This is a genomic window from Pontibacter sp. Tf4, assembly GCF_014212495.1.
Classification (GTDB): domain Bacteria; phylum Bacteroidota; class Bacteroidia; order Cytophagales; family Hymenobacteraceae; genus Pontibacter.
This window is the reverse complement of the sequence record NZ_JACKZC010000009.1, coordinates 95,138-116,356: the sequence shown is the minus strand read 5'-3', so window position 1 is coordinate 116,356 and position 21,219 is coordinate 95,138. Positions and strand designations below refer to the sequence as shown.

The following is a 21,219-nucleotide window of genomic DNA, read 5'->3' as shown; positions in this document are numbered from 1 at the left end:
AGTTTATGATCTGCCCGCAGGCTTAAAATAATGTATACGTGTGCAGTCATAAAAGAGGGAAGCAGCCGCTACGATAGTCTGAAGAAAATATGGAAGGAAGTGCCTTTGCCTATTTCACTTTCTACCTCAATGCGGTCGCCGTTGTTTTCCAGGATGCGCTTTACAATGTACAGGCCAAGGCCGGAACCTTCCACGTGCGTGTGCATGCGCTTGTACATCGAGAATATTTTGTTTTTCTGCGTTGGGGAAAGCCCAAGTCCGTTATCTGAAACCGAAAGACGAAGCAGGCCGGGCTCCATTAACGCAGCAGAAACATCTATTTCCGGGGTTCGGCCAGGCTGGGCATATTTCAGCGCATTTGATATCAGGTTATAAAAGATGCTGCGCAGGTTTTTACGGGAATAGCCTGAAAGTTTAAAGTCTTTCAGATTTGTGTTTATCTGTGCGCCGGTTTTAATAATGGGTTCGCTCAGGCTTGCCAGTACATCATCCAGCAGCTCATGTAACACAATAGGTTCTTTTACACTGCTGCCATCCTGCAGGCGTACTATATCGGTCAGGTCGTTGATCACGTTTTTCAGCCTGGCAATGGAGCCGGTTATTCTGTCGAGCACTTCGGTGTGCTGGTCCTGTCCCAGGTCTTCCTTCAGCACAGCCACCAGCCCTTCCAGGTTAATGATCGGTGCTTTAAGGTCGTGCGATGCTGTGTAAATAAAATTGTCCAGGTCAGTGTTGATGCGCTGCAGCTCGCGGTTCTTAAACATGAGCTCTTCGTTCCGGCGGCGCTCCGACAGGTCGCGGGTTACTTTGGTAAACCCGATATGCCGGCCAGTACGGTCAAAAATAGCTGTGATCACTACATTGGCCCAGATGCGGGTGCCGTCTTTGCGTACGCGCCAGCCCTCGTCTTCAAAGCGTCCGTTTAGTTTGGCCTGGGCAAGCTCGTACTGCGGAAACTCGCTGTCCAGCGCATCCTGTGTGTAAAAAATGGAAAAGTGCTTGCCTATAATATCCTCTGCGGTGTAGCCTTTTATGCGTTCGGCTCCCTTGTTCCAGGTGGCGATGTTCCCGTTCACATCCAGCATAAAAATGGCATAGTCTTTTACACCTTCTATCAGGAGCTTATAAAGTTCCTCGCTCTTATAATCGAAAGGCGTATCGTCGGCAGCAGCTGGAGTATTGGCTACGGCTGGTTTTTTATTTTCGTGCATTATCAGGAAATGCCACCAGAAAATGGCTACGTTTTTAAAACTGTTAGAGCGTATTGGTTCTTTAGCAACTTCTAAGTTAGCCGCTTTATCCCCGAATTACAAACCATATACAATCTCTGCTATACTTCAGAAGTCCGGATAAGGTTTGGTGTAACACGAAAATTGTACAGTTTATAGTTTGAAGCCGCAATTGAGTATCTTTGCAACATGATTCCGATTAGACAGTTATTTTTAAAACACCAAGCGCAGACATCTGATTTTCCGCTGATGATTGAGGTGGAACGCGCGGAAGGTGTGTATATGTATGGCACTGCAAACGAGCGCTACCTGGATCTTATTTCAGGAATTGGTGTGAGCAATGTGGGCCATCGTCACCCCAAAGTTGTAAAGGCAATCCACGACCAGCTTGATAAGTACATGCACCTGATGGTGTACGGCGAATTTGTACAGGCGCCACAGGCAAAACTGGCCGAAGCCCTTACAGCCACCTTGCCGCCCCACTTAAACAATGTGTATTTTTTGAATTCCGGTGCTGAGGCTGTGGAAGGCGCTCTTAAGTTAGCTAAGCGCTATACTGGTCGTACCGAACTGATATCGTGTCGTAACGCTTATCATGGGTCTACACAAGGGGCATTATCGGTGAACGGCAGCGAGAGCTTCAAGAATGCCTTCCGTCCGTTGCTTCCTGATGTACGCCACATCCGCTACAATAATTTGCCTGATTTGCAGGATATTACAACACGTACAGCTGCTGTTATAGTTGAAACGGTGCAGGGAGAGGCCGGCGTGCGTGTACCTGAGAACGACTACCTGCAACACCTGCGTGCACGCTGTACCGAAGTTGGTGCCCTGCTTATTTTAGACGAAATACAGTCTGGTTTTGGACGCACAGGTACTTTCTGGGCATTTGAGCAGTTTGGCATAGAGCCGGATATTTTGCTTTGTGCTAAAGGTATGGGTGGCGGCATGCCGATAGGCGCATTCATAGCGCCGCAGGAAATTATGGCTTCGTTTAAAACCGACCCAATACTGGGCCACTGCACCACCTTTGGCGGGCACCCAGTAAGTTGTGCAGCCTCGTTGGCTACCCTGCAAACTATACAGGAAGAGAACCTGCTGGCCGGAGTAGCTGAAAAAGCCGAGCTGTTTAAAAAGCTGCTGGTGCACCCGCGCATTAAAGAGATCCGGAACTGTGGTTTGATGATGGCTGCCGAGTTCGAGAGTTTTGATGTGCTGAAAGCAGTAATTGATAAAGCTATAGTTAATGGTGTACTGACGGACTGGTTCCTGTTCTGTGATAACTCCATGCGCATTGCCCCGCCGCTAACTATAACCGAAGACCAGATCCGCGAAGCCTGCGACATCATACTCCGCTCGATTGACGAGACAGTAGGGAAGTAGGGGGTAAAGAGCTAACAGCCAAGTCGAGGAAAATAGCTAATTTTGCAGCACTGTGAGAAATACGAAGAAGCAAAAGACGTTCGAGATACTCGAAAATATTAGGATAGAAGAGATGGTGGCCGAAGGCAAATGCCTGGCGCGCCATAACAACATGGTAGTATTCGTGGGCGGTGTGGCCCCCGGCGACGTAGTAGACCTGCGCGTTACCAAGAAAAAGAAAAGCTTTATGGAAGCCGTGCCGGTGCAGTTCAGAGAATATTCTGAACTACGCGTACAGCCGTTTTGTGAGCATTTTGGTATCTGCGGTGGTTGCAAATGGCAGCACATTGGCTACGACACCCAACTATACTATAAAGAGAAACAAGTACGCGATAACCTGGAGCGCATTGGTAAAGTAGCGCTTCCGGAGTTTGACCCGATACTGGGCTCTAAGAAAGATAAGTTCTACCGCAACAAGCTGGAGTTTACTTTCTCAGGTTTTGGGTGGCTGACAAATGAGCAGATACAGTCCGGGTTAGATTATGACCGCAATGCGCTGGGTTTCCACATGCCGGGCCGTTTCGATAAGATACTGGACATCCAGAACTGTTACCTTCAGCCAGAGCCATCAAACTCTATTCGCTTAGCTGTCCGCGATTATACGCGGGCACAAGGGCTGGAGTATTATGATGCCGTAAAGCAGACCGGCTTCCTGCGTAATCTTATAGTTCGTACAGCCAACACCGGCGATCTGATGGTGATCCTGTTGGTGAAGTATAATGACGAACCTGCCATTTTTGGGATTCTGGATGACCTGTATGTCAAATTCCCGGAGATCACGTCGCTGCAGTATGTGGTGAACACCAAAATGAACGATACCTTCCACGATCAGGAAGTGATCTGCTACAAAGGGCAACCTTACATTTACGAGCAGATGGAAGATATCCGTTTCCAGGTGGGGCCTAAATCGTTTTACCAGACCAACGCCGACCAGGCCTACGAACTATACCGCCTTACCCGCGAGTTTGCCGGCCTGACCGGAAATGAACTGGTGTATGACCTTTACACTGGTGCCGGAACTATAGCCAACTTTGTAGCCCGCCAGGCCCGCGAGGTAATTGGTATTGAATATGTGCCGAGCGCCATCGAAGATGCCAAAATAAACTCGCAGCTCAACAACATCACCAACACTACTTTTTATGCCGGTGATATGAAGGACATTTTATCGGATGAACTGATTGCGCAACATGGCAGACCAGATGTGGTGATTACTGACCCGCCGCGCGCTGGCATGCACCCTGATGTGGTAGAAAAATTGCTGCAGGTACACGCCGACCGTATAGTTTACGTTAGCTGTAACCCGGCCACGCAAGCCCGCGACCTGGAACTATTGTCAGAGAAATATGATGTAACGCGTGTGCAGCCTGTGGATATGTTCCCGCAGACGCACCACGTAGAAAATATAGTTTTACTAACCGCTAAATAGATTTTAGATACTAGATGTTAGAAATTAGATACCCAGTATAACTATAAATGCAGGAAACCTAACATCTAAAATCTAGCATCTACCATCTTAAAATAACCATGGAAAACGATCCGGAATTAAACGGTAAATACCTGGGCACCATTTCGAAGGATTTTGTAGTGGTAGCCGAAACTTTGAGAGAAGCATCGTACCAGGTGCGCAAACGTAATATTTCCAAATACCCGATCTTCGTGTTCAGCCGCACACAAGTGCCGGTTGGTTCTAACTTTCTGGCTAAAGAAGAACTGGCGCTGGAATGGAACATCAACGCATCGTACCTGGAAGACTTTGTACAGCGCCAATTGGTGTTAGAAGATCGTGTAGAAGATTTTCAGGCTGCCTACAAAGACCCGGACGAGTTCTGCTGCCTGTTTGTAGTAGACGGCGAATTTCAGAATTTCGTGTTCATACCGTATCCGGAAGATTGATTTTTTGACAAAGGATTTTGTGACAAAAGAAAAAGGAGAGGCTGTAATGGTTTCTCCTTTTGTTCTAAAGTTGGCCTGTATCACCCCCCCTGCCCCTCCTTATCCAAGGAGGGGAGCTACTACTTACTGAAGCAATTGCTGATTTCCTGAAGCACAGCGCTCAGTTTCTCAAAAACGTCTTTATTCTCAAATCGAAGTACTTTTATGTTGAGTCTTTTCATATATTGATCCCTCTCTTGGTCTGCGTGCTCTGCTACAGAATTCATATGCACTTGTCCATCTAATTCAATAACTAACTGTTCAGCAGGACAGTAGAAGTCCGCTATATAATTACCGATACTATGCTGCCGCCTGAATTTTCTGCCCTCCAGGTTTCCATTCTTCAGGTGCTTCCATAATTCAGCCTCTGCCGATGTTAAACTACTTCTTAATCTCTTACGGTTTTCTTTCAAGTATCTTCGATTGTGCACTGCCATCTTATGCCAAGAGGTATTGGTTGAGGAATATTAAACGAAAGGCAAGCAAATGAGTAGGTAAAAAGCTCCCCTCTTTGGATAAGGAGGGGTAGGGGTGGTTTGATACACAGCAGCTATAAAACAAAAAAGGAGAAACCATTACAGCTTCTCCCTTCTCCAAAATTTGCGTAATCAAAAGTCTAAAAATGCGTCCAGCCCTGCGCTTTTAACGGGAATGCCTGGCCGTGCTTGTTGGCTAAGTTAATGCCTTCGCTGGCTTCTGTAATTTTTCCGATCAGGCTTACATCCGGCAGGTTTTTGATCTTCTCGTAATCTTCCAGCGGAATGGTGAACAGCAGTTCGTAGTCTTCGCCGCCATTCAGCATACACATCACCGGGTCCAGGTTAAACTCCATGGCAGCTTCCAGCATCTGGTTGTCGGCAGGCAGGTTTTCGCGGTAAATAGTGGCCCCCACACCCGACTGCGAGCAAATGTGCATCAGTTCCGAAGCCAACCCATCTGACACATCGATCATAGCCGTTGGCTTAATGCCAAACTCTTTCAGCTCGTAGATCACATCCATGCGGGCTTCCGGTTTCAATTGGCGACCAACTATGTATTCATATTTCTCGAGCTGCGGCTGCATTTCAGGGTCGGCCATAAAGGCTTGCTTCTCGCGCTCCAGCACCTGTAAGCCCATGTAAGCTGCGCCGATGTCCCCGGTAATGCAGATCAGGTCGTTTACTTTGGCGCCGCTACGCATAGCGGCTTCGCCTTTTGCTACTTCGCCAATGGCTGTGATGCTTATAACCAAACCAGCTCTTGATGATGTGGTATCGCCGCCAACCAGGTCAACTTTATAGTTCTCGCAGGCTAAGCGGATGCCTTCGTATAGTTCTTCGATAGCTTCTACCGTATAGCGTGCACCTACGGCAATGTTTACCGTTATCTGGGTGGGCTTTGCGTTCATAGCCGCTATATCCGACACGTTTACCGCCACAGCCTTATAACCTAAATGCTTCAGCGGGCAGAAGGTCAGGTCGAAATGGATGCCTTCCAGCAGCATATCGCTGGTTACAACCAGTTGCTTTTCTTCGGGCTCCAATACAGCGGCATCGTCACCAATGCCTTTTATAGTAGATGGGTGCTGTAACACCACTTTATCTTTTATGCGTCTGATCAGCCCAAACTCGCCTACTTCGCTTAGTGGAGTTAGTTCGCTCATAGTTCTATCTGAAATTAATTGGCTGCAAAATTACGAAATATAAGTGGGAAATGGTGATTGTTATGTAACGACAACTATAGCTGTACTATACCGCCAGTTTGAGCGCAGCGATAACTGGCGGTATAGTTGGCGCCAGTTTGCAACTGGCTTTCTGCGGTAGCAGAAAAGAGATGCTATGTAGATATAGTCTATAGTTGCTTTCAAACTATAGTTAGTATTGCTTTTGAAAAGCAAAGCCAGTTAAAAACTGGCCCCATGCATAGCCACAAGTTGCGCTTCGCTAAACTTGCGGCATGGAGATTTTTAAAAACTGTCATTCTGTAAAGAAACTTGTTTGAGAAAGAGGGCCCCAACCCTGGAGTTTAAACATTTGCTACTTGTTACCAAGATCCTTTCAGGATGACAAAAAAGAAAATGAATCCAATCCCTAAATCCTGTAAATCCTTGGGGTAGGGGCCCTATTTAAATCCTGATCCAGACAAACAGAAAAAGCGCAACCGAAGCTGCGCCTTTTCATCTTCAACTATAACAAAAATTAAGCTCCCTGTTGTGGTTCCTGTTTGCCGGATGCCAGCAGGTCTTGCTGTTTAGCGCCTTTGTAATCAATAGCCTGCATTTTGGTAACTATAGTTTCCTTTACTTCTTCAAAAGCATCCAGGTGTTTTTTGCTTACCGGGTCGGCAGATGGCAGTTTTACTTTAAGGGCATCCACCTGGCGGCCATTTTTCCAGAAGCGGTAGCAAAGGTGTGGGCCAGTTGCCAGGCCAGTGCTGCCAACATAGCCAATGGTTTGGCCTTGCTTTACACGTTTGCCAGGGCGCATGCCTTTCGCAAAGCGCGACATATGCAGGTATTGCGTAGTATAGGTCTTATTGTGCTTGATCTTTACATAATAGCCGTTGCCACGGGTATACTTGGCTTCTAGCACCACGCCATCGCCAACCGTACGGATAGGCGTGCCGGTGCGGGCTGCGAAGTCGGTGCCCAGGTGTGGCTTGTAGCGCTTTTGCACCGGGTGGAAACGGTTTTTAGAGAAACGTGAGCTTACGCGACTGTACTCCAGCGGCTCTCTTAAGAAAGCGCGTTTCAGGCTTTTGCCGTTCTGGTCGTAGTAGCCGGTGCCTTTGCCCTGGTCGAAACCGATGGCGTAAATTTCCTCGCCTTCGTGCTCAAAATACGCTGATTTTATGCTGCCGTAACCTATGGTCTGGCCGCCCACAAGGTACTCTTCATAAATAAGCTTGAACTTGTCGCCGGGCTGTATGCGGTTCAGGTCCAGGCGCCAGGCGTAGATGTCGGCAAAGTGGTTTACAAGTTGCGCCGAGCCGCCTGCTTCGATCAGGGCATCGAAAAGTGAATGCTCAATGATGCCGGCAATGGCACGCTCTACGGTGTCTACTTTGCGTTTTTCCAGCGTTACATTCAGCTCTTTGCGCAGGTCATAAATCACATATTCGGTTTCGCTGGGCTCGTAAATAAAGTACTGGGCAGTTTTGCCAGAGTCGGGCAGGTGCAGGATGGTATAGTTGTGGTTGGCATTAATGCGGCGCACATTAAACACATCCCTCGACTTTTTTGCCAGCTCCGAAATAGTAGTCAGCGAAATATTATAGTTATCAAGAATTTCAGAGAGGTTTTCGCCGCGCTTTACTTTGGCTTCCACAATCTCTAAAGAGTCGGTTGGGATACCGTAAACGATGGGGGCTGGTGCTTTAACTTCGGGTTTGGCTTCCGGTTTTACGGTTTTGACTGGCAGGCTTTGGGCACTGGCTTTGTCGAAAGTTAAATTCTGAACTGCAATAAAAGATAAAAGCAGAGAAACAGCGATCAGGGTGGCTAGTCCGATACTACGCTTAAACATTACTAATAGGCTAAAGTTGAAATTGTGGCGAAAATATGGCTAAAACAATAGAAATAAAAATCCATTTTAACACAATAAGCAGATTATAAATATGTTGCAATCATTTTGTTGGATATGTCAATATAATTGTTGATTGCTGGTTGTTGATTGTTGGGTGGTTTAGATTATTAAATTGTTAATAGTTGATTGCTGATTCATGGTTTGCTAAACTGCTGATTGTTAACTGATAACTGTTTGCTGCTCACTGAAAACGCGTGAGGGATGGAGCGGTTGTTTGAGCTCCTATAGTTTGGCACCAAACTATAGAGCGAGCCGCGAGAGCCCGACGGCTTGCCGGCATGCCCAGGTTTTGACAAAGGATTTTTTTTTGACAATAGACAAAGGGCTTATAGTTACACTTTTGATTCTCTGCTACTTGCTTTTCGGCTTAACTATAGTTTGTTCTCGACTATAGAAGATTGTCCATACACCTATAGTTTGAATGACCCACTTGGCCTATACCAACTATAGTTCATGCTTTCTGAAGCTTCATAACTCCATCTCATCTCTCAACTATAGTTTAACCTAAAACCTGCCTGCATTATTGCATTAAAAAATCTTTTATAACTTTGGTGCTTATGAAAGCATTAGAAGGAAAAGTAGCTCTGGTAACCGGGGCATCAAAAGGAATAGGCCGTGCCATTGCACAAAAGTTTGTGGAACAAGGCGCGCAGGTAGCGTTTACCTACTTATCGAGTGTTGAGAAAGGACAGGCCCTGGAACAGGAACTGAGCGCCAACGGTGGCAAAGCAAAAGGCTACCGCTCTGATGCATCGGACCTGGCGCAGGCGGATAAGCTGGTAGAAGATGTGATCGCTGATTTCGGAAAGATTGATATTCTGGTGAACAACGCCGGTATTACCCGCGACGGACTGCTGATGCGTATGAGCGAAGAGCAGTGGGATGCCGTGATCAACACCAACCTGAAATCGCTGTTCAACCTGACCAAAGGCGCTACCAAGCATATGATGCGTGCTAAGTCTGGTTCTATCATTAACATTACATCGGTGGTAGGTATAAAAGGCAACGCGGGCCAGGCCAACTATGCGGCTTCTAAGGCAGGTAGCATCGGCTTCACTAAGTCTGTTGCGCTGGAGTTAGGCTCTCGTAATATCCGTTGCAACGCCATTGCCCCAGGCTTTATCGAAACCGAAATGACCGGCGAGTTGGACCAGAAGGTGGTAGACGAATGGAGAAAGGCAATTCCGCTGAAGCGTGGCGGTACCCCGGAAGATGTAGCAAATTGCGCTGTGTTCCTGGCATCAGACCAGTCGGCTTACATTACCGGCCAGGTGCTGCAGGTTGACGGCGGCATGCTGACGTAAGAATTATGAATGATGAATTACGAATTATGAATTAATATTATAGTTCGTAAAACTATATGAAGACCAATGCGGTAACGTTTACGTTAGTAGCATTGGTCTTTTTGTTTTATATTTCATGATAAAATTTCAAGAATAATCTGATGAAAAGATTTCTTACTCTACTACTTGTTCTGATAGGGATTTATAAGGCTATAGGGCAAACTGTAGAGAAAGATATTGTTTTGGCCACCGTTGAGAAAGGATATTTCATTATTCCTGCATCTGCTTTATCAGATACAACAGTTAAAGCTGTCGGAATGCCCTTTTTTCATCCAAGAAAGAAGGTCAGGGATAAGAAGATGTTCGAAATTTACTGGCATCCGGGCTGCACAGATGGCAGCTTTACTATTACAGTAACGCCTAAACAGATTTTCTTTACTGAAGAGCATGATAATCCTAACCCGAACCATCTGTATTGGGTGCAGGACATTACATCATTACAATATGCTGTAATTGCTGAGTTTCTGAAAAAAGATAGTCTGAAGGGGTTTAAGAACTTAACTAATAAATATTCTAAAGGTTATGTGTTTTATGATGAGGCTTACAGTATTAAGACTTCTGCTTTAGATCAGTTAACAGAAGAAGAATTTAGTGAATTTTTACAGAATTGCGATTCTATTAAGTATAAGCAGATAGTGAAGGTTTTAAACTTGTTCAATACAATGGTTACAACAAAAGCGGATTCCATAATGATACCCACAATGGAAGAGCTAGCAGAAGTGGAGCCAAAGCTATATAGTAGTAGTATAAGTCAGCTCAAGGATTGGATCCGGTTTAAAGAAAGAATTATCCAGAAGTAACATCATTTATAAATAAAGATTTGACCGGTTTCCGACTGATAACGACTTATTCGCCGTGGCTGATACTGGCCTGCCTGGCTGTGGGCGCACTGTATGCGTGGCTGCTGTACAGCAAGCGTGCGCCGTGGCCTAAACCCATAAACTATAGTTTGGCTACACTTCGTTTTGTGGTGGTGAGCTTTCTGTGCTTTCTGCTGCTAGGGCCCATGGTGCGCTACATCTCCAACGAAACTATAAAGCCAGCCATCGTTTTTGCGATGGATAATTCGCAGTCGGTAAAGTTATTCTCAGACTCGGTGCAGTTGAACCAGGCGCAGCTGCAACTGCAAACCATGCTTACCAAACTACAGGATGCCGGCTACGAAACTGAGATACGAACTCTGAGCGATACTACCAAACCTGAATCTTTAGATAAAATACAATTTGGGGCACCTGCTACTAACCTGAGCCAGTTGTTGCAGACCGTGCGCGACGATTACCGCGATCGTAACCTGGCAGGCGTTGTGCTGCTCTCAGATGGCATTGTGAACCAGGGCATTTCGCCAACTTATGCCAACTATAACTATAGCATTTACCCGGTGGCCGTAGGCGATACGGTGCCTAAAAAAGACATTGTACTGGCATCGTTGCGGTACAACAAAGTTACCTATAGCGGCAATCGTTTCCCGCTGGAAGCAGAGCTGGAGCAGCAGGGCTTTGATGGCAGAACCGTGGCCGTTACTTTAAAAGAGAATGGCAAACCGATAGATCGTAAAACTATAGTTCTAAAACAGGGGCAGGCGGTGCAACAGGTTCCGTTTCAGGTGATGGCTGGTGGCTTGGGCAAGCGCCATTACGAAGTGGAAGTAGTGCCGCAGCAAGGCGAATTCACCGCCATCAACAACACCAAGCACGCATACATTGATGTAGTAAAAGGCAAGATCAAAATTCTGGTTGCCGCCGCTGCTCCGCACCCCGACATTAATGCCCTGCGCGCTGCCATCGAAACGAACGAGAACTACGAAACTGAGCTCTTTATACCGGGCCTTACACACCTAAAGCAACAGGATTACGACGTTGCCATACTTCACCAGTTACCAGGCAGAACAGCCGGTGGCGATGCTGCCTTAAATCTTGTTCGCCAGAAAAGCATCCCCAGCCTGTTTATACTTGGTCCGCAAAGCGACATACAGGACTTTAACCGTTTAAATGCAGGTGTGCGCGTAAATACCACCGGCCAGGCCGACGAAGTAACTACAGCCATTAACCCGAATTTCAGCACGTTTAAAGTAGCCGACGAAGCTAACGAGCGTTTGCAGCAATACCCGCCAGCCACGGTTCCTTTCGGCGAGTACCAGGTAGCGCCTAATACCGAAACCGTACTTTACCAGCAGGTAGGCCGCGTGAGGACTAATAAACCTTTACTAACTGTACAAACAGTCGGCAATACCCGTAACGCCACTTTATTGGCATCCGGTACCTGGCAGTGGCGCATTACCGAGGCGGCCAACAATCAGAACCCGGTAGTCTACGACAAACTTATCACGAACCTGGTGCAGCTCCTGAGCGCGCCACGCAACAAGAAACGCCTGAACGTTTATCCCGCCCAAAACGATTACACCAGTAACGACGAGATCACGTTTGAAGCTGAAGCCTACAACGAAGCTTTAGAACCGATCTATGGCCAGAACATTACACTAAAAGTGACCGATGAAGATGGGCAAACCAAGTCATTTACATTTGCCAATGGCGAAAATCAATCCGGCGTGAACATAGGTACGCTGCCCGGTGGCCGTTATACCTACACCGCTTCAGCCCGCATCAATGGCTCCCTGCAGCAAGACAAAGGCGAATTTATAGTTGAAGAACTGCAACTGGAAGCACTACATGCTGTCGCCGATCATAACCTGCTCTATCAGCTTGCCAGTAACACAGGCTCTAACCTGTACTTTCCGACAACCTTAGCCCAACTGGAGCAGGATATTCTAAAAGCCAACCATAAACCTGTTATCGACAGCTCTGAAGATGTAAAGGATATTGTTGATCTGAAATGGCTGTTCTTTGTGCTGTTAGCGTTGATAACTGCAGAGTGGTTTGTGAGGAAGTATAATGGGAGTTATTGATAAAGTTGCTGTTCGTTATTTTCTATCTTGTTGAGTGCAGTAGAGAGTTATAAACAGTGTTGTCATTTCGAGTGTAGCGAGAAATCTATCTCAGACTACTATAGTTTGTAAAGACCTATCAGTGTGCGCAGCTCCTGCTAGTGTCTGGCTATAGTTGACTTTGCCTACCTCTTGAACCAAGCCTTTCATTCTATAGTTTCCTCTAATCCTGGGAGCTCTAAGAGCCTACAGTTTTATAGTTTGCTTGGCTCCCTCCCGGGCCGGGAGGCCCCGTCTTCGGGCATCGCGCGGTGTATATTTCCTTTGCTCGTGCCTCGCAATGCTTTCAGCACCGGAAATCTACAAGGCGCTCAACCCAAAGACTGATAACAGTTCGATAGCTAAGCTTTGGCTATAGTTTACTTTTTCATTCTTGGTTAAAGCAGATCGTTTGTCTCGGGGATGTATTTCCTTGGGGCAGGCTGCGCCTGCCTGTTCTTGGGCTGTAACTATAGAACTATAGTTACAACTATGGCAAGATGGAGACTGTCCCCTTGAGGGGACTACAGGGGTGTTAAAGCAGCAACTATAAAACTTTAAGTTCAACTATAGCTGAAGTAGAGATTCCCCTCTTGGGAGGGGTAGGGGTGGGTTAAAACGTCAACTATAGAAGTGAAGCTGAAACAGAAATCCTGTTTATCCTTTAATCCTGAAAATCCTGGTTCAGACTAAAAGCAAAAAAGCCACTCATTTACGAGTGGCTTTTTATCTTGTGATCCCGCTGGGATTCGAACCCAGGACCCATACATTAAAAGTGTATTGCTCTACCAGCTGAGCTACGGAATCGGTACTGCTTGTTACCCTGAATGGGAGTGCAAAAGTAGAAGCTTTGTTTTAAAAATCAAACTTAATTTTCAGCTTTTATTTTTACTGCTACCGTTGCAGGAGTTAGAAACAAAAAGCCTTCTCTTTCGGAAAAGGCTCTCGCTCTTAAAAGTGATCCCGCTGGGATTCGAACCCAGGACCCATACATTAAAAGTGTATTGCTCTACCAGCTGAGCTACGGAATCTTTTAGTAACTTGCAGTGCTAAGGGCGTTTCCCTTAATTGCGATGCAAAAGTAACAGCAATCTGATTAAATGCAAAATCTTTGGTTCAAAATATCTCTCTTTTCAGCTGTTTTTTTGTTCCTGTTTTTTAAACCAGCTTATAGTCAGGAACATAAATTTGCGTACGCCAAAGCAGATTCTTTGTTCGCACAGCAACATTATACCGAAGCCCTTACGCTTTACGAGCAGATTTTAACAAAAGAGGAGCAATACTCTCCCCGCATGCTGCTTAAAATGGCTTATATCAAAGAAGGCCTCCGCGACTACACAGGGGCTATGTATTACCTGCACCTGTTTTATACCAAACAACCCAGCCGTTCTGTACTAAAGAAAATGGAAGAGCTGGCACAAACACATCGGCTAAGTGGCTACGAGTACAACGACCTGCAGTTCTTTAAAACGCAGTTCAGCAAGTACTACATGCGCATACTGGAGCTAATGTTGCTGGCAGCCGTAGTAACCACTACTGTAATGGTGGTGAGCTGGCGAAAGGGACACAGGTTTACCCGGCAGTTTAAAACTGGTTTTGTACTTTACCTGCTGTTTATAGTTTACTACATCAACTTCCTGAACCTGGGGCGTGGCGGCATCATCAAAAACGATCAGGTGGCCATTATGTCGGCACCATCAGCGGGTGCAAACTGGCTGGCTACGGTATCACAGGGCCACAAAGTACCCATTACCGGCGAGCAGGACATCTGGTACGAAATAAAATGGAAAGGCGAGAAAGCCTACATCCGAAAGAATAACCTGCTGCAGTTGCCTTAATAGTAGTTATTGGTTGCTGGTTATTAGTTAGTAGAACTAAGATGATCTCCCCAACAACTAATAACCAATAACTAACAGCTAAAAACTATTTCAACGGCGAATCCTTCTCTTTGGCCATTACATTGTAAACCAGCTTATCTGTCAGGCCGGGGAGCCACTTGTTGAGGAACACGGTGAGCTTGCCCTGGAAGGTCATCACCAGGTCGCGTTTGCGTTTTATAGTTGCTTTCAGGATCTGGTCGGCTACTTCTTCGGCGGTCATCATGTTGCCTTCGTCGCGTGGCGACTCGCCCTGCTGCTGGCCGTTTGCTGCCAGTGCGGTATTGCGGATGTTGGATGCTGTAAAGCCCGGGCAGGCTACTAACACATGCACGCCTTTATGCAGCATTTCGGTGCGGAGCGTTTCCAGGAAGCCGTGCATGGCAAATTTAGATGCAGAATAACCGGTACGGGCCGGCAAGCCACGATAACCCGCTATAGAGGATATTCCAATTACAGAGCCTTTGGCAGCCATAATGTAAGGCAGTGCAAACTTGGTAGTATACACCGTACCCCAGAAGTTAATGTCCATTACCTTACGGATCACATCCAGGTCCAGGTCCTGGAACAAGGCGCGCATCGAGATTCCGGCATTATTGATCAATACATCCAGCTTACCAAAACGATCTACAGTTTCCTGCACCATGCGCTGGCAATCGGCTTCAATGCTAACGTCGGCGTTAATTGCAACATTTTCAATACCGGCTGCGCTTAACTCCTGGCTGGTCTGGTCCAGGTTCTGCTGGTTACGGCCCGATACGGCTACTTTAGCACCAGCTTTACCAAATGCAAACGCACATGCCTTGCCTATACCTGACGTACCACCCGTGATCAATACTACCTTATCTTTCATCTGATTTTGCTCTGACTATAGCTGCAAAGATAGAATTTATTCTTTCGTATCAGGTAGCACAAATCAAGTATCACGACGCTCTTGTAGAGCTTAAAAAATAAAAGGGAAGCTCTTGAGCATTCCCTGAATTTGAAATCGTGCTACGTGTGTCGTGCTACAGATTAAGCGTCCGCTTTAAAAAGCTTGCCGAACAGCTCGTGCTTATAGTTGCGGTTTTCTTTCAGCACGGCGATCATCGCAAACATGGTGATACCAATCAACACCGGATAAATCAGGAAGAGAATGTTGTGCAGCAAGGGTAAAAGCAGCAAGCCAACCAGCAGCAGCGATAGCATGTTGTACAGGTAAGAGGTCTTAGCGCTAAAGCTCATGATGCTGCCTTTCACCACTTTCGGACTTATAAAAGATGCTGCAATGCCCAGCGGAGTAAGTACCAGCACCGAGCCCGCATACATGATCAGCATGAACAGGCCGTCTTCGTGGTTGAAAAAAGCTACATATACAGCCAGGATGGCAGCATCTATCAACAGGGGCACACGCAACGGTATCAGGCTCGATCGCAGGAAATCCTGTATGCCACCGCCGGTGCGTTCTACGGTTAACCACAGGTTTTTATAGAATCCCCAGGTATTGTTAAATACATAACTATAGATAATGGCCGGCCCGAAAAAGATCCAGATCGTCAGGTTCTTTTCATAGATGTGCATGCCTTTGGCTGTATACAGAGCCGCATCCGCACCCAGTATGATCAGCTTTAAGCCGAGCCCGAACAGCAATAATTGCTTGGGATGTTTTGAGTTTTTGAACAGGCGCCAGCTCAGGCTTCGGTTCTTGTTATGGCTATAGTTTACTACCTTCTTTTTCGGCTCAAAGGCGGCCAGTTCCAGGAAATAATTGGCACCTAAAAACAGACCCAGCGCTGCCAGGTGTACTACCAGTTCAAACCAACTGGTAGCAGGTTTATACATTGGTAGCTGCGCTTGTAAGGCCACAAAACCAGCACCCAGCACCGCCGCCGAAAGAAAGTTGATGTGTAGCCAGCGCATCTTTCGCTCTACCATTACCTGCAACGAGCGCTTGGTTACGTGCGCCGTTAGCAGAACTATTATAGTTTGCAGCAAATGCAGCAGCGTATAGGTAGGCGCCAGAATAAACAGCAGGAACAGGAAGTTAACAAGTATAAAGTTAAAAGGAGAGAACAGCTCCACAGGCAGCTCCACCCAAAAACGCTTCATTGGTTTTATAGGATACAGCCTCGGGATGAGGTCGAGTTTGGGAACGTAGGCCGGGAAAAAGCCACGGATAATGGTAATACCCAGCACAAACAGGTTGATGTACTGAATGACTTCGGTAACTGTAGTTACGCCGCCGTTTTGTGCCTGCTCCAACATATACGAAAACAGCCAGCCGTAAAACCCGGACAGCACAATACCGCCACCCAGCAGCAATACGCGCTGTAGTTTGTTCTGCCTGAAAAATCCGTCGAGCCTGGCCTTAAGCGCAAACAGTACTAAATCCATTTTCTATAGTTAAGAGTTATGAGTTTAGAGTTAAGAGTTGGAAAATCACTTTTTAACTTTCTAACTTCCAAACTTTTTAACTTAGTTGATCATCCACTCGAAGTCGGCTTCGGCGGTTTGGTGGTGCGGGGTAAGCAACTGGAACAGCGCCTGGTCTATCAGGTTTTCGCCGTTCATGGTAAACTCCTGCAAGGTGCCGTTATACATCAGTTGTCCATCGTTCAGTACACCAATGTGTGTGGCAATGCGCTCAACATAGTTTAGGTCATGCGACGAAATAAGCACCACGCGGTTTGGCGTAGAGTAGTTGCGGATAAGTTTTACCAGTAGCTGTGCCGCGATCGGGTCCAGGCCCGTGAACGGCTCATCCAGGATCAGTACTTGTGGTTTATGCAGAATAGCTGCGGCAATGCCTATTTTTTTCTTCATGCCTGTAGAATAGCCGGCAATGTTCTTGTGCAGCGACTCCTGGTCTGTGAAAAAGTAATTGGTCAGGCTTTTGATGCGTTCGGCAGCTTCGGCGGTTGGCAGGTGGTATAGTTTGGCTACAAAGTTCAGGTACTCGAGGCCGGTAAATTCTTCTATCAGCGGGTTGTCTTCGCACAGAGCGCCCAGGTTATGCTTTACTTCCAGGGCACTGGTAGCATAATCCTTCCCAAAAAGGCTGATGCTGCCGCTGTCTGCCTTTATCAGATCAAGTATAGCATTCAGGAAAGTGCTTTTGCCAATTCCGTTCTTGCCCAGTAAACAGTAGCATTGGCCGGCTTCTATGGTCAGGTCTAGATCCTGTAGCACTTGTTTCTTGCCAAATGTCTTTGTTAATCCTTTTATCGCTATACTCATATACTCTTTTGTACTTTTACCTTTGTGCTGATCTGTTGTTGCTTAAAAAAGCTTCCGCTTTAAAGTTACGCGCAATCTGTTTAAAGTCCTAACATTGCCCGCGAGATTTAACTATAGTTTATAAGCCGAATACCTTAAATAGCAGTGTGCTTGATTTGCAACAACCAGAATAAAGAAAATAGTTCTATAAAATCAGCTTTGTTTCAGGATTGAAAAATTGACCGCAAACTATAGTTGCTGTTGCCTGTAGTTATTGCACTTAAACGATACGTATGAGCAGGAGAGGTATTAGTTTTTAAGCCGCTGCTATTGCCTTAAATCTTTGTTTATTTAACCTGAAGATGGATTTGGATATGTGCGGAGAGCTGTTTACTTTTGCATCCTACTTTTACCTGCGCACGTGGTGAAACTGGTAGACACGCCATCTTGAGGGGGTGGTGCCCTACGGGTGTGGGAGTTCGAATCTCCCCGCGCGCACATTTTAATAGCCGTAGCTTTAACGAGTTACGGCTATTTTCTTTTCTCGAAAGGATTTTCAGGTTTTACCAGCAACACTTTTTCGCGCTCAACTATAACTGCTCCGGCCGGCGCACCCTTTGCTTTCCGCACCCACTTTTTAGGTGTGTAGATAACCGGGCAAAGCGAATCCTGCTTGCGTTTGGAGTAATAGGCAGCCAGTTGCGCGGCTTTCTCCAGCACCGTAGTTGGTATCGTTTTGCCAGCCTGGTGCTTTATTACTACATGCGAGCCCGACACATCTTTGGCATGCAGCCACAGGTCGTCTTTATAGGTGTGGCGCTGGGTCAGTTCGTCGTTGTTCTGCGAGCTTTTGCCTACCAGAATTTTAAAGCCTTCGGTTTCAAACACCCGGAATGGCGACTGTTGCTGCGCCTGCTTTTTAGATGACAGAAGATGAGCGTGTTCGCGCAGGTATAGTTTCAGTTCCTTATAGTTCTTTACTTCGGCCAGGGCTTGCATTGCAGATTCCAGCAGAATGATCTCTTCCATTTTCCGCTCCGCTTTCTCTTCCAGTTGCTGAATTTCGAGATGTTGGTTTTTGGCTTTGCGGTATAGTTTCTCGGCCTGCTTTTGCGGCGTTTCGTTGCGTTTTAGCTTAAAGGTGCGGTTCTGGTCGGTATAAAAATCGTAGAGCTCTACTTCTTCAGCCTGTGGCGGAATGTTGGTCAGGTTAGCCATCAGAATATCCGCTGTCTGAGAATAGGATCGGTTGCCGCGCATTTCCTGTAGTTGCTGGGTAGCTTGTTCCAGTACCGTTTGGGAGCCGTTTAATCTTTTGGTGAGCTGCTGTTTTGCCTGTTCGTACTGCTGCGTAAAACCGGTCTCCGATAAATACAGGCGGGTATAGTTGTTCAGGGCCTCCAGCGGGTCCGGGTAACTATAGACTACTTCGCCCATTGGCAACAACGACAGCCGTAGTTTGCCTTTGTACCTTATAATGTAGTAAGCCTCCGGATTATCTAACTGCTCCAGTACGTCCTGCACCAGTTCCCATTTTTCTTTCAGCGTGGCCGAACTATAGTTTCGCTCTTCCAGGTACTCGGCTGGCAGTTCGCCAAAGGTTGGGTATAGTTTGCGCAGGTTACCATCAGCCGCTTCAAAAGCGCTATAGTTCTGGGGTAGCTGGCGGTGCATCTCCAGTGGGTTCAGTTCGGCATCGGCAGCAAACTTTTTATGGAACAGGTGCAAAGGTTCGCCATGCTGGTACAGCACAATGTTAGAGCGGTTACCAAACAGCTTAAACAGCAACAGCATGTCGTCGGTGAGTTGCAGGTAAAAGCTGCGCTCGTTGCGGTGCTGTACCACATCCTGCACTTTCTGCCCGATCATCTGCTTAAACAGGTTTACGCTGTTCGCCCGTGCCCGCTTAAAGTCATCCGGAAACGATAGTGCAGAAAAGTGTGCTGTTAAAGCTGCACGTATGTAGAACTCCTTTTCGCCAGCTGCAAAGCCTATCACCAGTTCATCCTTATTCTGGCTGAAACAGGTAACAACTTCCATGCCCACCAACTCCTGCTTTAGCCTGGCGGATAGATGCTGAATAAAATGGTAGTTCTGATGCACTTTTTTAGAATTACGAATTACGAATTACGAATTACGAATTACGAATTACGAATTACGAATTACGAATTACGAATTACGCTTTTTTTAATGACTATAGTTCGTGTGTCGTGTTTAGTGTTTCGATGGTAAAGTAGAGAAGTAAAGTAAGAATCACGATTTTAGCCAATACTAACCCGAAACACTAAAAACGAAATACAAAATACACTTACAAACTATAGCTCGATCTGCAGGCCGTCGTAACCGAGGCGTATAAAGTCTGGTAGTTCTTTTTCTACTTCGTGGTGCAGGCCCATCAGGTGGCTGATGTGGGTGAGGTAGGCCTTTTCTGGTTTTAGTTCGGTAAGCACATCTATAGCCTCCTGTAGCGAGAAGTGGGAGATGTGGGGTTCTTTACGCAAGGCACCGAGAACTATAACTTTTGAGCCGCGCACCTTGTCCATTTCTTCTTCCGAAATAAAATTGGCATCGGTGATGTAGGTAAAGTCGCCGACACGGTAGCCAAGCACCGGAAGTTTATAGTGTTTTACCCGGATCGGGATAAATTCAACTCCGTCAATAGTAAAAGGGTCTTCGGCAATAGGGTTCAGCTGCACTCTGGGGATGCCCGGATACTGCACACCCGAAAAGATGTAGGCAAACTCGCGCTTCAGTTGTTCCAGCACACGCTCTTCGCCATACAGCGGCATGTCTTTGTGCTGACTGAAATTGTAGGCCCGGATATCGTCGAGGCCGGCAGTGTGGTCTTTGTGCTCGTGGGTAAAGATCAGGGCGTCCAGCGTTCGGATACGCTCGCGCAGGGCCTGCTGCCGGAAGTCGGGGCCGGAGTCAATGATGAAGCTTTTGCCGTTAACCTGCAGGTGCACCGATACGCGCAGGCGTTTGTCGCGATAGTCTACAGAACGGCAAACCTCGCAGTTGCACCCGATCACAGGCACACCCTGCGAGGTTCCCGTACCTAACAGTGTTACTTTCAATTACTTTTCTTCCTGGTTTCGGATATCGTGGTATAGTTGCCGGTTTTTGTCGCTCAGGCGGCTTTCGTCCAGCGACACCGTGCGCAGGATATCGTACAGGCAGTTTACTTTGCCTTCCAGGCTATAGTATTTGTTTACCACAGCCACTTTCATATCCTTCAGCACACAGTAGCCGGCTTTAAAGTTGCCCTTTTCGTAACGCAGCACAAAATCCGACTCTGCAAAAATATCCTCCAGCTTGTTTAAGAAAGGCCGCGTGTACTTCAGCTCCATTTACTTGGCAGTGTACTCTTTTACGGTTTGCACCAGCATGTCGAAGTCAAGTGGCTTAGGCAGGTAAGCGTTGATGCCGGCCTCCTTAAAGTCTTCCATGCTATAGTTGTTGGCGTTGCCTGTTACCGCTATAATCGGAATACTGGCGATATCTTTGTTTTTGCTCGCGCGAATCTCACGGGTACAGTCCATTCCGTTTTTGATCGGGATGTTCAGGTCCATCAGGATCGCGTCGATCTTGTTGTTCTCTACAGTTTTAATCACTTCACCGCCGTTCTTAGCGGTCAGGATTTTGTAGTTCTGCAGTTCCAGGATCTTTTTTGTCAGGTTCAGAATTACAGAGCTATCCTCTGCTATCAAGATTGTCTTGGTCTCTGCCATAGGTGTA

18 protein-coding genes and 3 tRNA genes are annotated in these 21,219 nt (G+C 46.8%); 8 read left to right on the top strand and 13 right to left on the bottom strand.

The window, feature by feature from the left end; all coding sequences use genetic code 11:
- Positions 1-68: 68 nt before the first annotated feature.
- A complete protein-coding gene (locus H7F15_RS15555; RefSeq protein ID WP_185197910.1) occupies positions 69-1,211 on the bottom strand; it encodes a PAS domain S-box protein in 1,143 nt (380 codons plus the stop codon).
- 207 nt (positions 1,212-1,418) lie between these two features.
- On the opposite strand from H7F15_RS15555, the gene H7F15_RS15550 reads away from it, so the two are divergent.
- The 3 genes from H7F15_RS15550 (at position 1,419) to H7F15_RS15540 (ending at position 4,544) form a co-directional block, all read left to right on the top strand.
- Entirely contained in the window at positions 1,419-2,612 is a 1,194-nt protein-coding gene (locus tag H7F15_RS15550; protein ID WP_185197909.1) for an aspartate aminotransferase family protein, read from the top strand.
- A gap of 52 nt (positions 2,613-2,664) precedes the next feature.
- Entirely contained in the window at positions 2,665-4,077 is a 1,413-nt protein-coding gene (rlmD, locus tag H7F15_RS15545; RefSeq protein WP_370523743.1) for a 23S rRNA (uracil(1939)-C(5))-methyltransferase RlmD, read from the top strand.
- A gap of 98 nt (positions 4,078-4,175) precedes the next feature.
- On the top strand, positions 4,176-4,544 hold the full coding sequence (locus H7F15_RS15540; RefSeq protein ID WP_185197908.1) for a hypothetical protein: 369 nt from the start codon (positions 4,176-4,178) through the stop codon (positions 4,542-4,544).
- 119 nt (positions 4,545-4,663) lie between these two features.
- Here the strand turns inward: H7F15_RS15540 and H7F15_RS15535 are convergent, their stop codons facing one another.
- The 3 genes from H7F15_RS15535 to H7F15_RS15525 form a co-directional block, all read right to left on the bottom strand.
- Positions 4,664-4,996 (bottom strand): endonuclease domain-containing protein, encoded by a 333-nt coding sequence (locus tag H7F15_RS15535; RefSeq protein ID WP_255481279.1) that lies wholly within the window; start codon positions 4,994-4,996, stop codon positions 4,664-4,666.
- A gap of 203 nt (positions 4,997-5,199) precedes the next feature.
- Positions 5,200-6,225, bottom strand: a complete 1,026-nt coding sequence (thiL, locus tag H7F15_RS15530; protein ID WP_185197906.1) for a thiamine-phosphate kinase — start codon at positions 6,223-6,225, stop codon at positions 5,200-5,202.
- A 535-nt stretch (positions 6,226-6,760) separates the two neighbouring features.
- Complete coding sequence (locus H7F15_RS15525) at positions 6,761-8,086, bottom strand: peptidoglycan DD-metalloendopeptidase family protein (RefSeq protein WP_185197905.1); 1,326 nt, start codon at positions 8,084-8,086, stop codon at positions 6,761-6,763.
- 617 nt (positions 8,087-8,703) lie between these two features.
- Between H7F15_RS15525 and fabG the strand changes: the two genes are divergently transcribed.
- The 3 genes from fabG (at position 8,704) to H7F15_RS15510 (ending at position 12,391) form a co-directional block, all read left to right on the top strand.
- Positions 8,704-9,450 carry a 3-oxoacyl-[acyl-carrier-protein] reductase gene (gene fabG / locus H7F15_RS15520; RefSeq protein WP_185197904.1) on the top strand — a complete coding sequence of 249 codons (747 nt, stop codon included), beginning with the start codon at positions 8,704-8,706 and terminating at the stop codon, positions 9,448-9,450.
- A 140-nt stretch (positions 9,451-9,590) separates the two neighbouring features.
- Complete coding sequence (locus tag H7F15_RS15515; RefSeq protein ID WP_185197903.1) at positions 9,591-10,289, top strand: hypothetical protein; 699 nt, start codon at positions 9,591-9,593, stop codon at positions 10,287-10,289.
- A 20-nt stretch (positions 10,290-10,309) separates the two neighbouring features.
- The gene (locus tag H7F15_RS15510; protein WP_185197902.1) at positions 10,310-12,391 is read left to right on the top strand and encodes a VWA domain-containing protein; all 2,082 of its coding nucleotides are present in this window, start codon (positions 10,310-10,312) and stop codon (positions 12,389-12,391) included.
- Between the two features lie 752 nt (positions 12,392-13,143).
- On the opposite strand, the gene H7F15_RS15505 is transcribed toward H7F15_RS15510, so the two are convergent.
- Positions 13,144-13,216 (bottom strand) — tRNA-Lys (locus H7F15_RS15505).
- Positions 13,217-13,367: 151 nt separating this feature from the next.
- Positions 13,368-13,440: transfer RNA gene (locus H7F15_RS15500), tRNA-Lys, on the bottom strand.
- Positions 13,441-13,554: 114 nt separating this feature from the next.
- Here H7F15_RS15500 and H7F15_RS15495 point away from each other — a divergent pair.
- Positions 13,555-14,247 carry an SH3 domain-containing protein gene (locus tag H7F15_RS15495; RefSeq protein WP_255481277.1) on the top strand — a complete coding sequence of 231 codons (693 nt, stop codon included), beginning with the start codon at positions 13,555-13,557 and terminating at the stop codon, positions 14,245-14,247.
- Between the two features lie 85 nt (positions 14,248-14,332).
- Here H7F15_RS15495 and H7F15_RS15490 read toward each other — a convergent pair whose 3' ends face one another.
- From H7F15_RS15490 to H7F15_RS15480, 3 genes are all read right to left on the bottom strand, one after another.
- Positions 14,333-15,139 (bottom strand): SDR family oxidoreductase, encoded by an 807-nt coding sequence (locus H7F15_RS15490; protein ID WP_185197900.1) that lies wholly within the window; start codon positions 15,137-15,139, stop codon positions 14,333-14,335.
- A 161-nt stretch (positions 15,140-15,300) separates the two neighbouring features.
- Positions 15,301-16,659, bottom strand: coding sequence for a hypothetical protein (locus H7F15_RS15485; RefSeq protein ID WP_185197899.1), 1,359 nt, complete (start codon positions 16,657-16,659; stop codon positions 15,301-15,303).
- 81 nt (positions 16,660-16,740) lie between these two features.
- Positions 16,741-17,502, bottom strand: coding sequence for an ABC transporter ATP-binding protein (locus H7F15_RS15480; protein WP_185197898.1), 762 nt, complete (start codon positions 17,500-17,502; stop codon positions 16,741-16,743).
- Between the two features lie 394 nt (positions 17,503-17,896).
- Here H7F15_RS15480 and H7F15_RS15475 point away from each other — a divergent pair.
- Positions 17,897-17,979 (top strand) — tRNA-Leu (locus H7F15_RS15475).
- A gap of 33 nt (positions 17,980-18,012) precedes the next feature.
- On the opposite strand, the gene H7F15_RS15470 is transcribed toward H7F15_RS15475, so the two are convergent.
- The 4 genes from H7F15_RS15470 to H7F15_RS15455 form a co-directional block, all read right to left on the bottom strand.
- Entirely contained in the window at positions 18,013-19,584 is a 1,572-nt protein-coding gene (locus H7F15_RS15470; protein ID WP_185197897.1) for an NFACT RNA binding domain-containing protein, read from the bottom strand.
- Between the two features lie 212 nt (positions 19,585-19,796).
- Positions 19,797-20,558 (bottom strand): MBL fold metallo-hydrolase, encoded by a 762-nt coding sequence (locus H7F15_RS15465; protein ID WP_185197896.1) that lies wholly within the window; start codon positions 20,556-20,558, stop codon positions 19,797-19,799.
- Complete coding sequence (locus H7F15_RS15460) at positions 20,559-20,831, bottom strand: hypothetical protein (protein WP_185197895.1); 273 nt, start codon at positions 20,829-20,831, stop codon at positions 20,559-20,561. It lies immediately after the preceding gene.
- Positions 20,832-21,212, bottom strand: coding sequence for a response regulator (locus tag H7F15_RS15455; protein WP_185197894.1), 381 nt, complete (start codon positions 21,210-21,212; stop codon positions 20,832-20,834).
- Positions 21,213-21,219 lie beyond the last annotated feature (7 nt).

What these genes read in the sequence shown, in the direction of transcription:
- H7F15_RS15555 (WP_185197910.1), bottom strand. Translation starts at nt 1,211, where the DNA reads ATGCACGAAAATAAAAAACCAGCCGTAGCCAATACTCCAGCTGCTGCC.
- H7F15_RS15550 (WP_185197909.1), top strand. Translation starts at nt 1,419, where the DNA reads ATGATTCCGATTAGACAGTTATTTTTAAAACACCAAGCGCAGACATCT.
- H7F15_RS15540 (WP_185197908.1), top strand. Translation starts at nt 4,176, where the DNA reads ATGGAAAACGATCCGGAATTAAACGGTAAATACCTGGGCACCATTTCG.
- thiL (WP_185197906.1), bottom strand. Translation starts at nt 6,225, where the DNA reads ATGAGCGAACTAACTCCACTAAGCGAAGTAGGCGAGTTTGGGCTGATC.
- H7F15_RS15525 (WP_185197905.1), bottom strand. Translation starts at nt 8,086, where the DNA reads ATGTTTAAGCGTAGTATCGGACTAGCCACCCTGATCGCTGTTTCTCTG.
- fabG (WP_185197904.1), top strand. Translation starts at nt 8,704, where the DNA reads ATGAAAGCATTAGAAGGAAAAGTAGCTCTGGTAACCGGGGCATCAAAA.
- H7F15_RS15515 (WP_185197903.1), top strand. Translation starts at nt 9,591, where the DNA reads ATGAAAAGATTTCTTACTCTACTACTTGTTCTGATAGGGATTTATAAG.
- H7F15_RS15490 (WP_185197900.1), bottom strand. Translation starts at nt 15,139, where the DNA reads ATGAAAGATAAGGTAGTATTGATCACGGGTGGTACGTCAGGTATAGGC.
- H7F15_RS15485 (WP_185197899.1), bottom strand. Translation starts at nt 16,659, where the DNA reads ATGGATTTAGTACTGTTTGCGCTTAAGGCCAGGCTCGACGGATTTTTC.
- H7F15_RS15480 (WP_185197898.1), bottom strand. Translation starts at nt 17,502, where the DNA reads ATGAGTATAGCGATAAAAGGATTAACAAAGACATTTGGCAAGAAACAA.
- H7F15_RS15460 (WP_185197895.1), bottom strand. Translation starts at nt 20,831, where the DNA reads ATGGAGCTGAAGTACACGCGGCCTTTCTTAAACAAGCTGGAGGATATT.
- H7F15_RS15455 (WP_185197894.1), bottom strand. Translation starts at nt 21,212, where the DNA reads ATGGCAGAGACCAAGACAATCTTGATAGCAGAGGATAGCTCTGTAATT.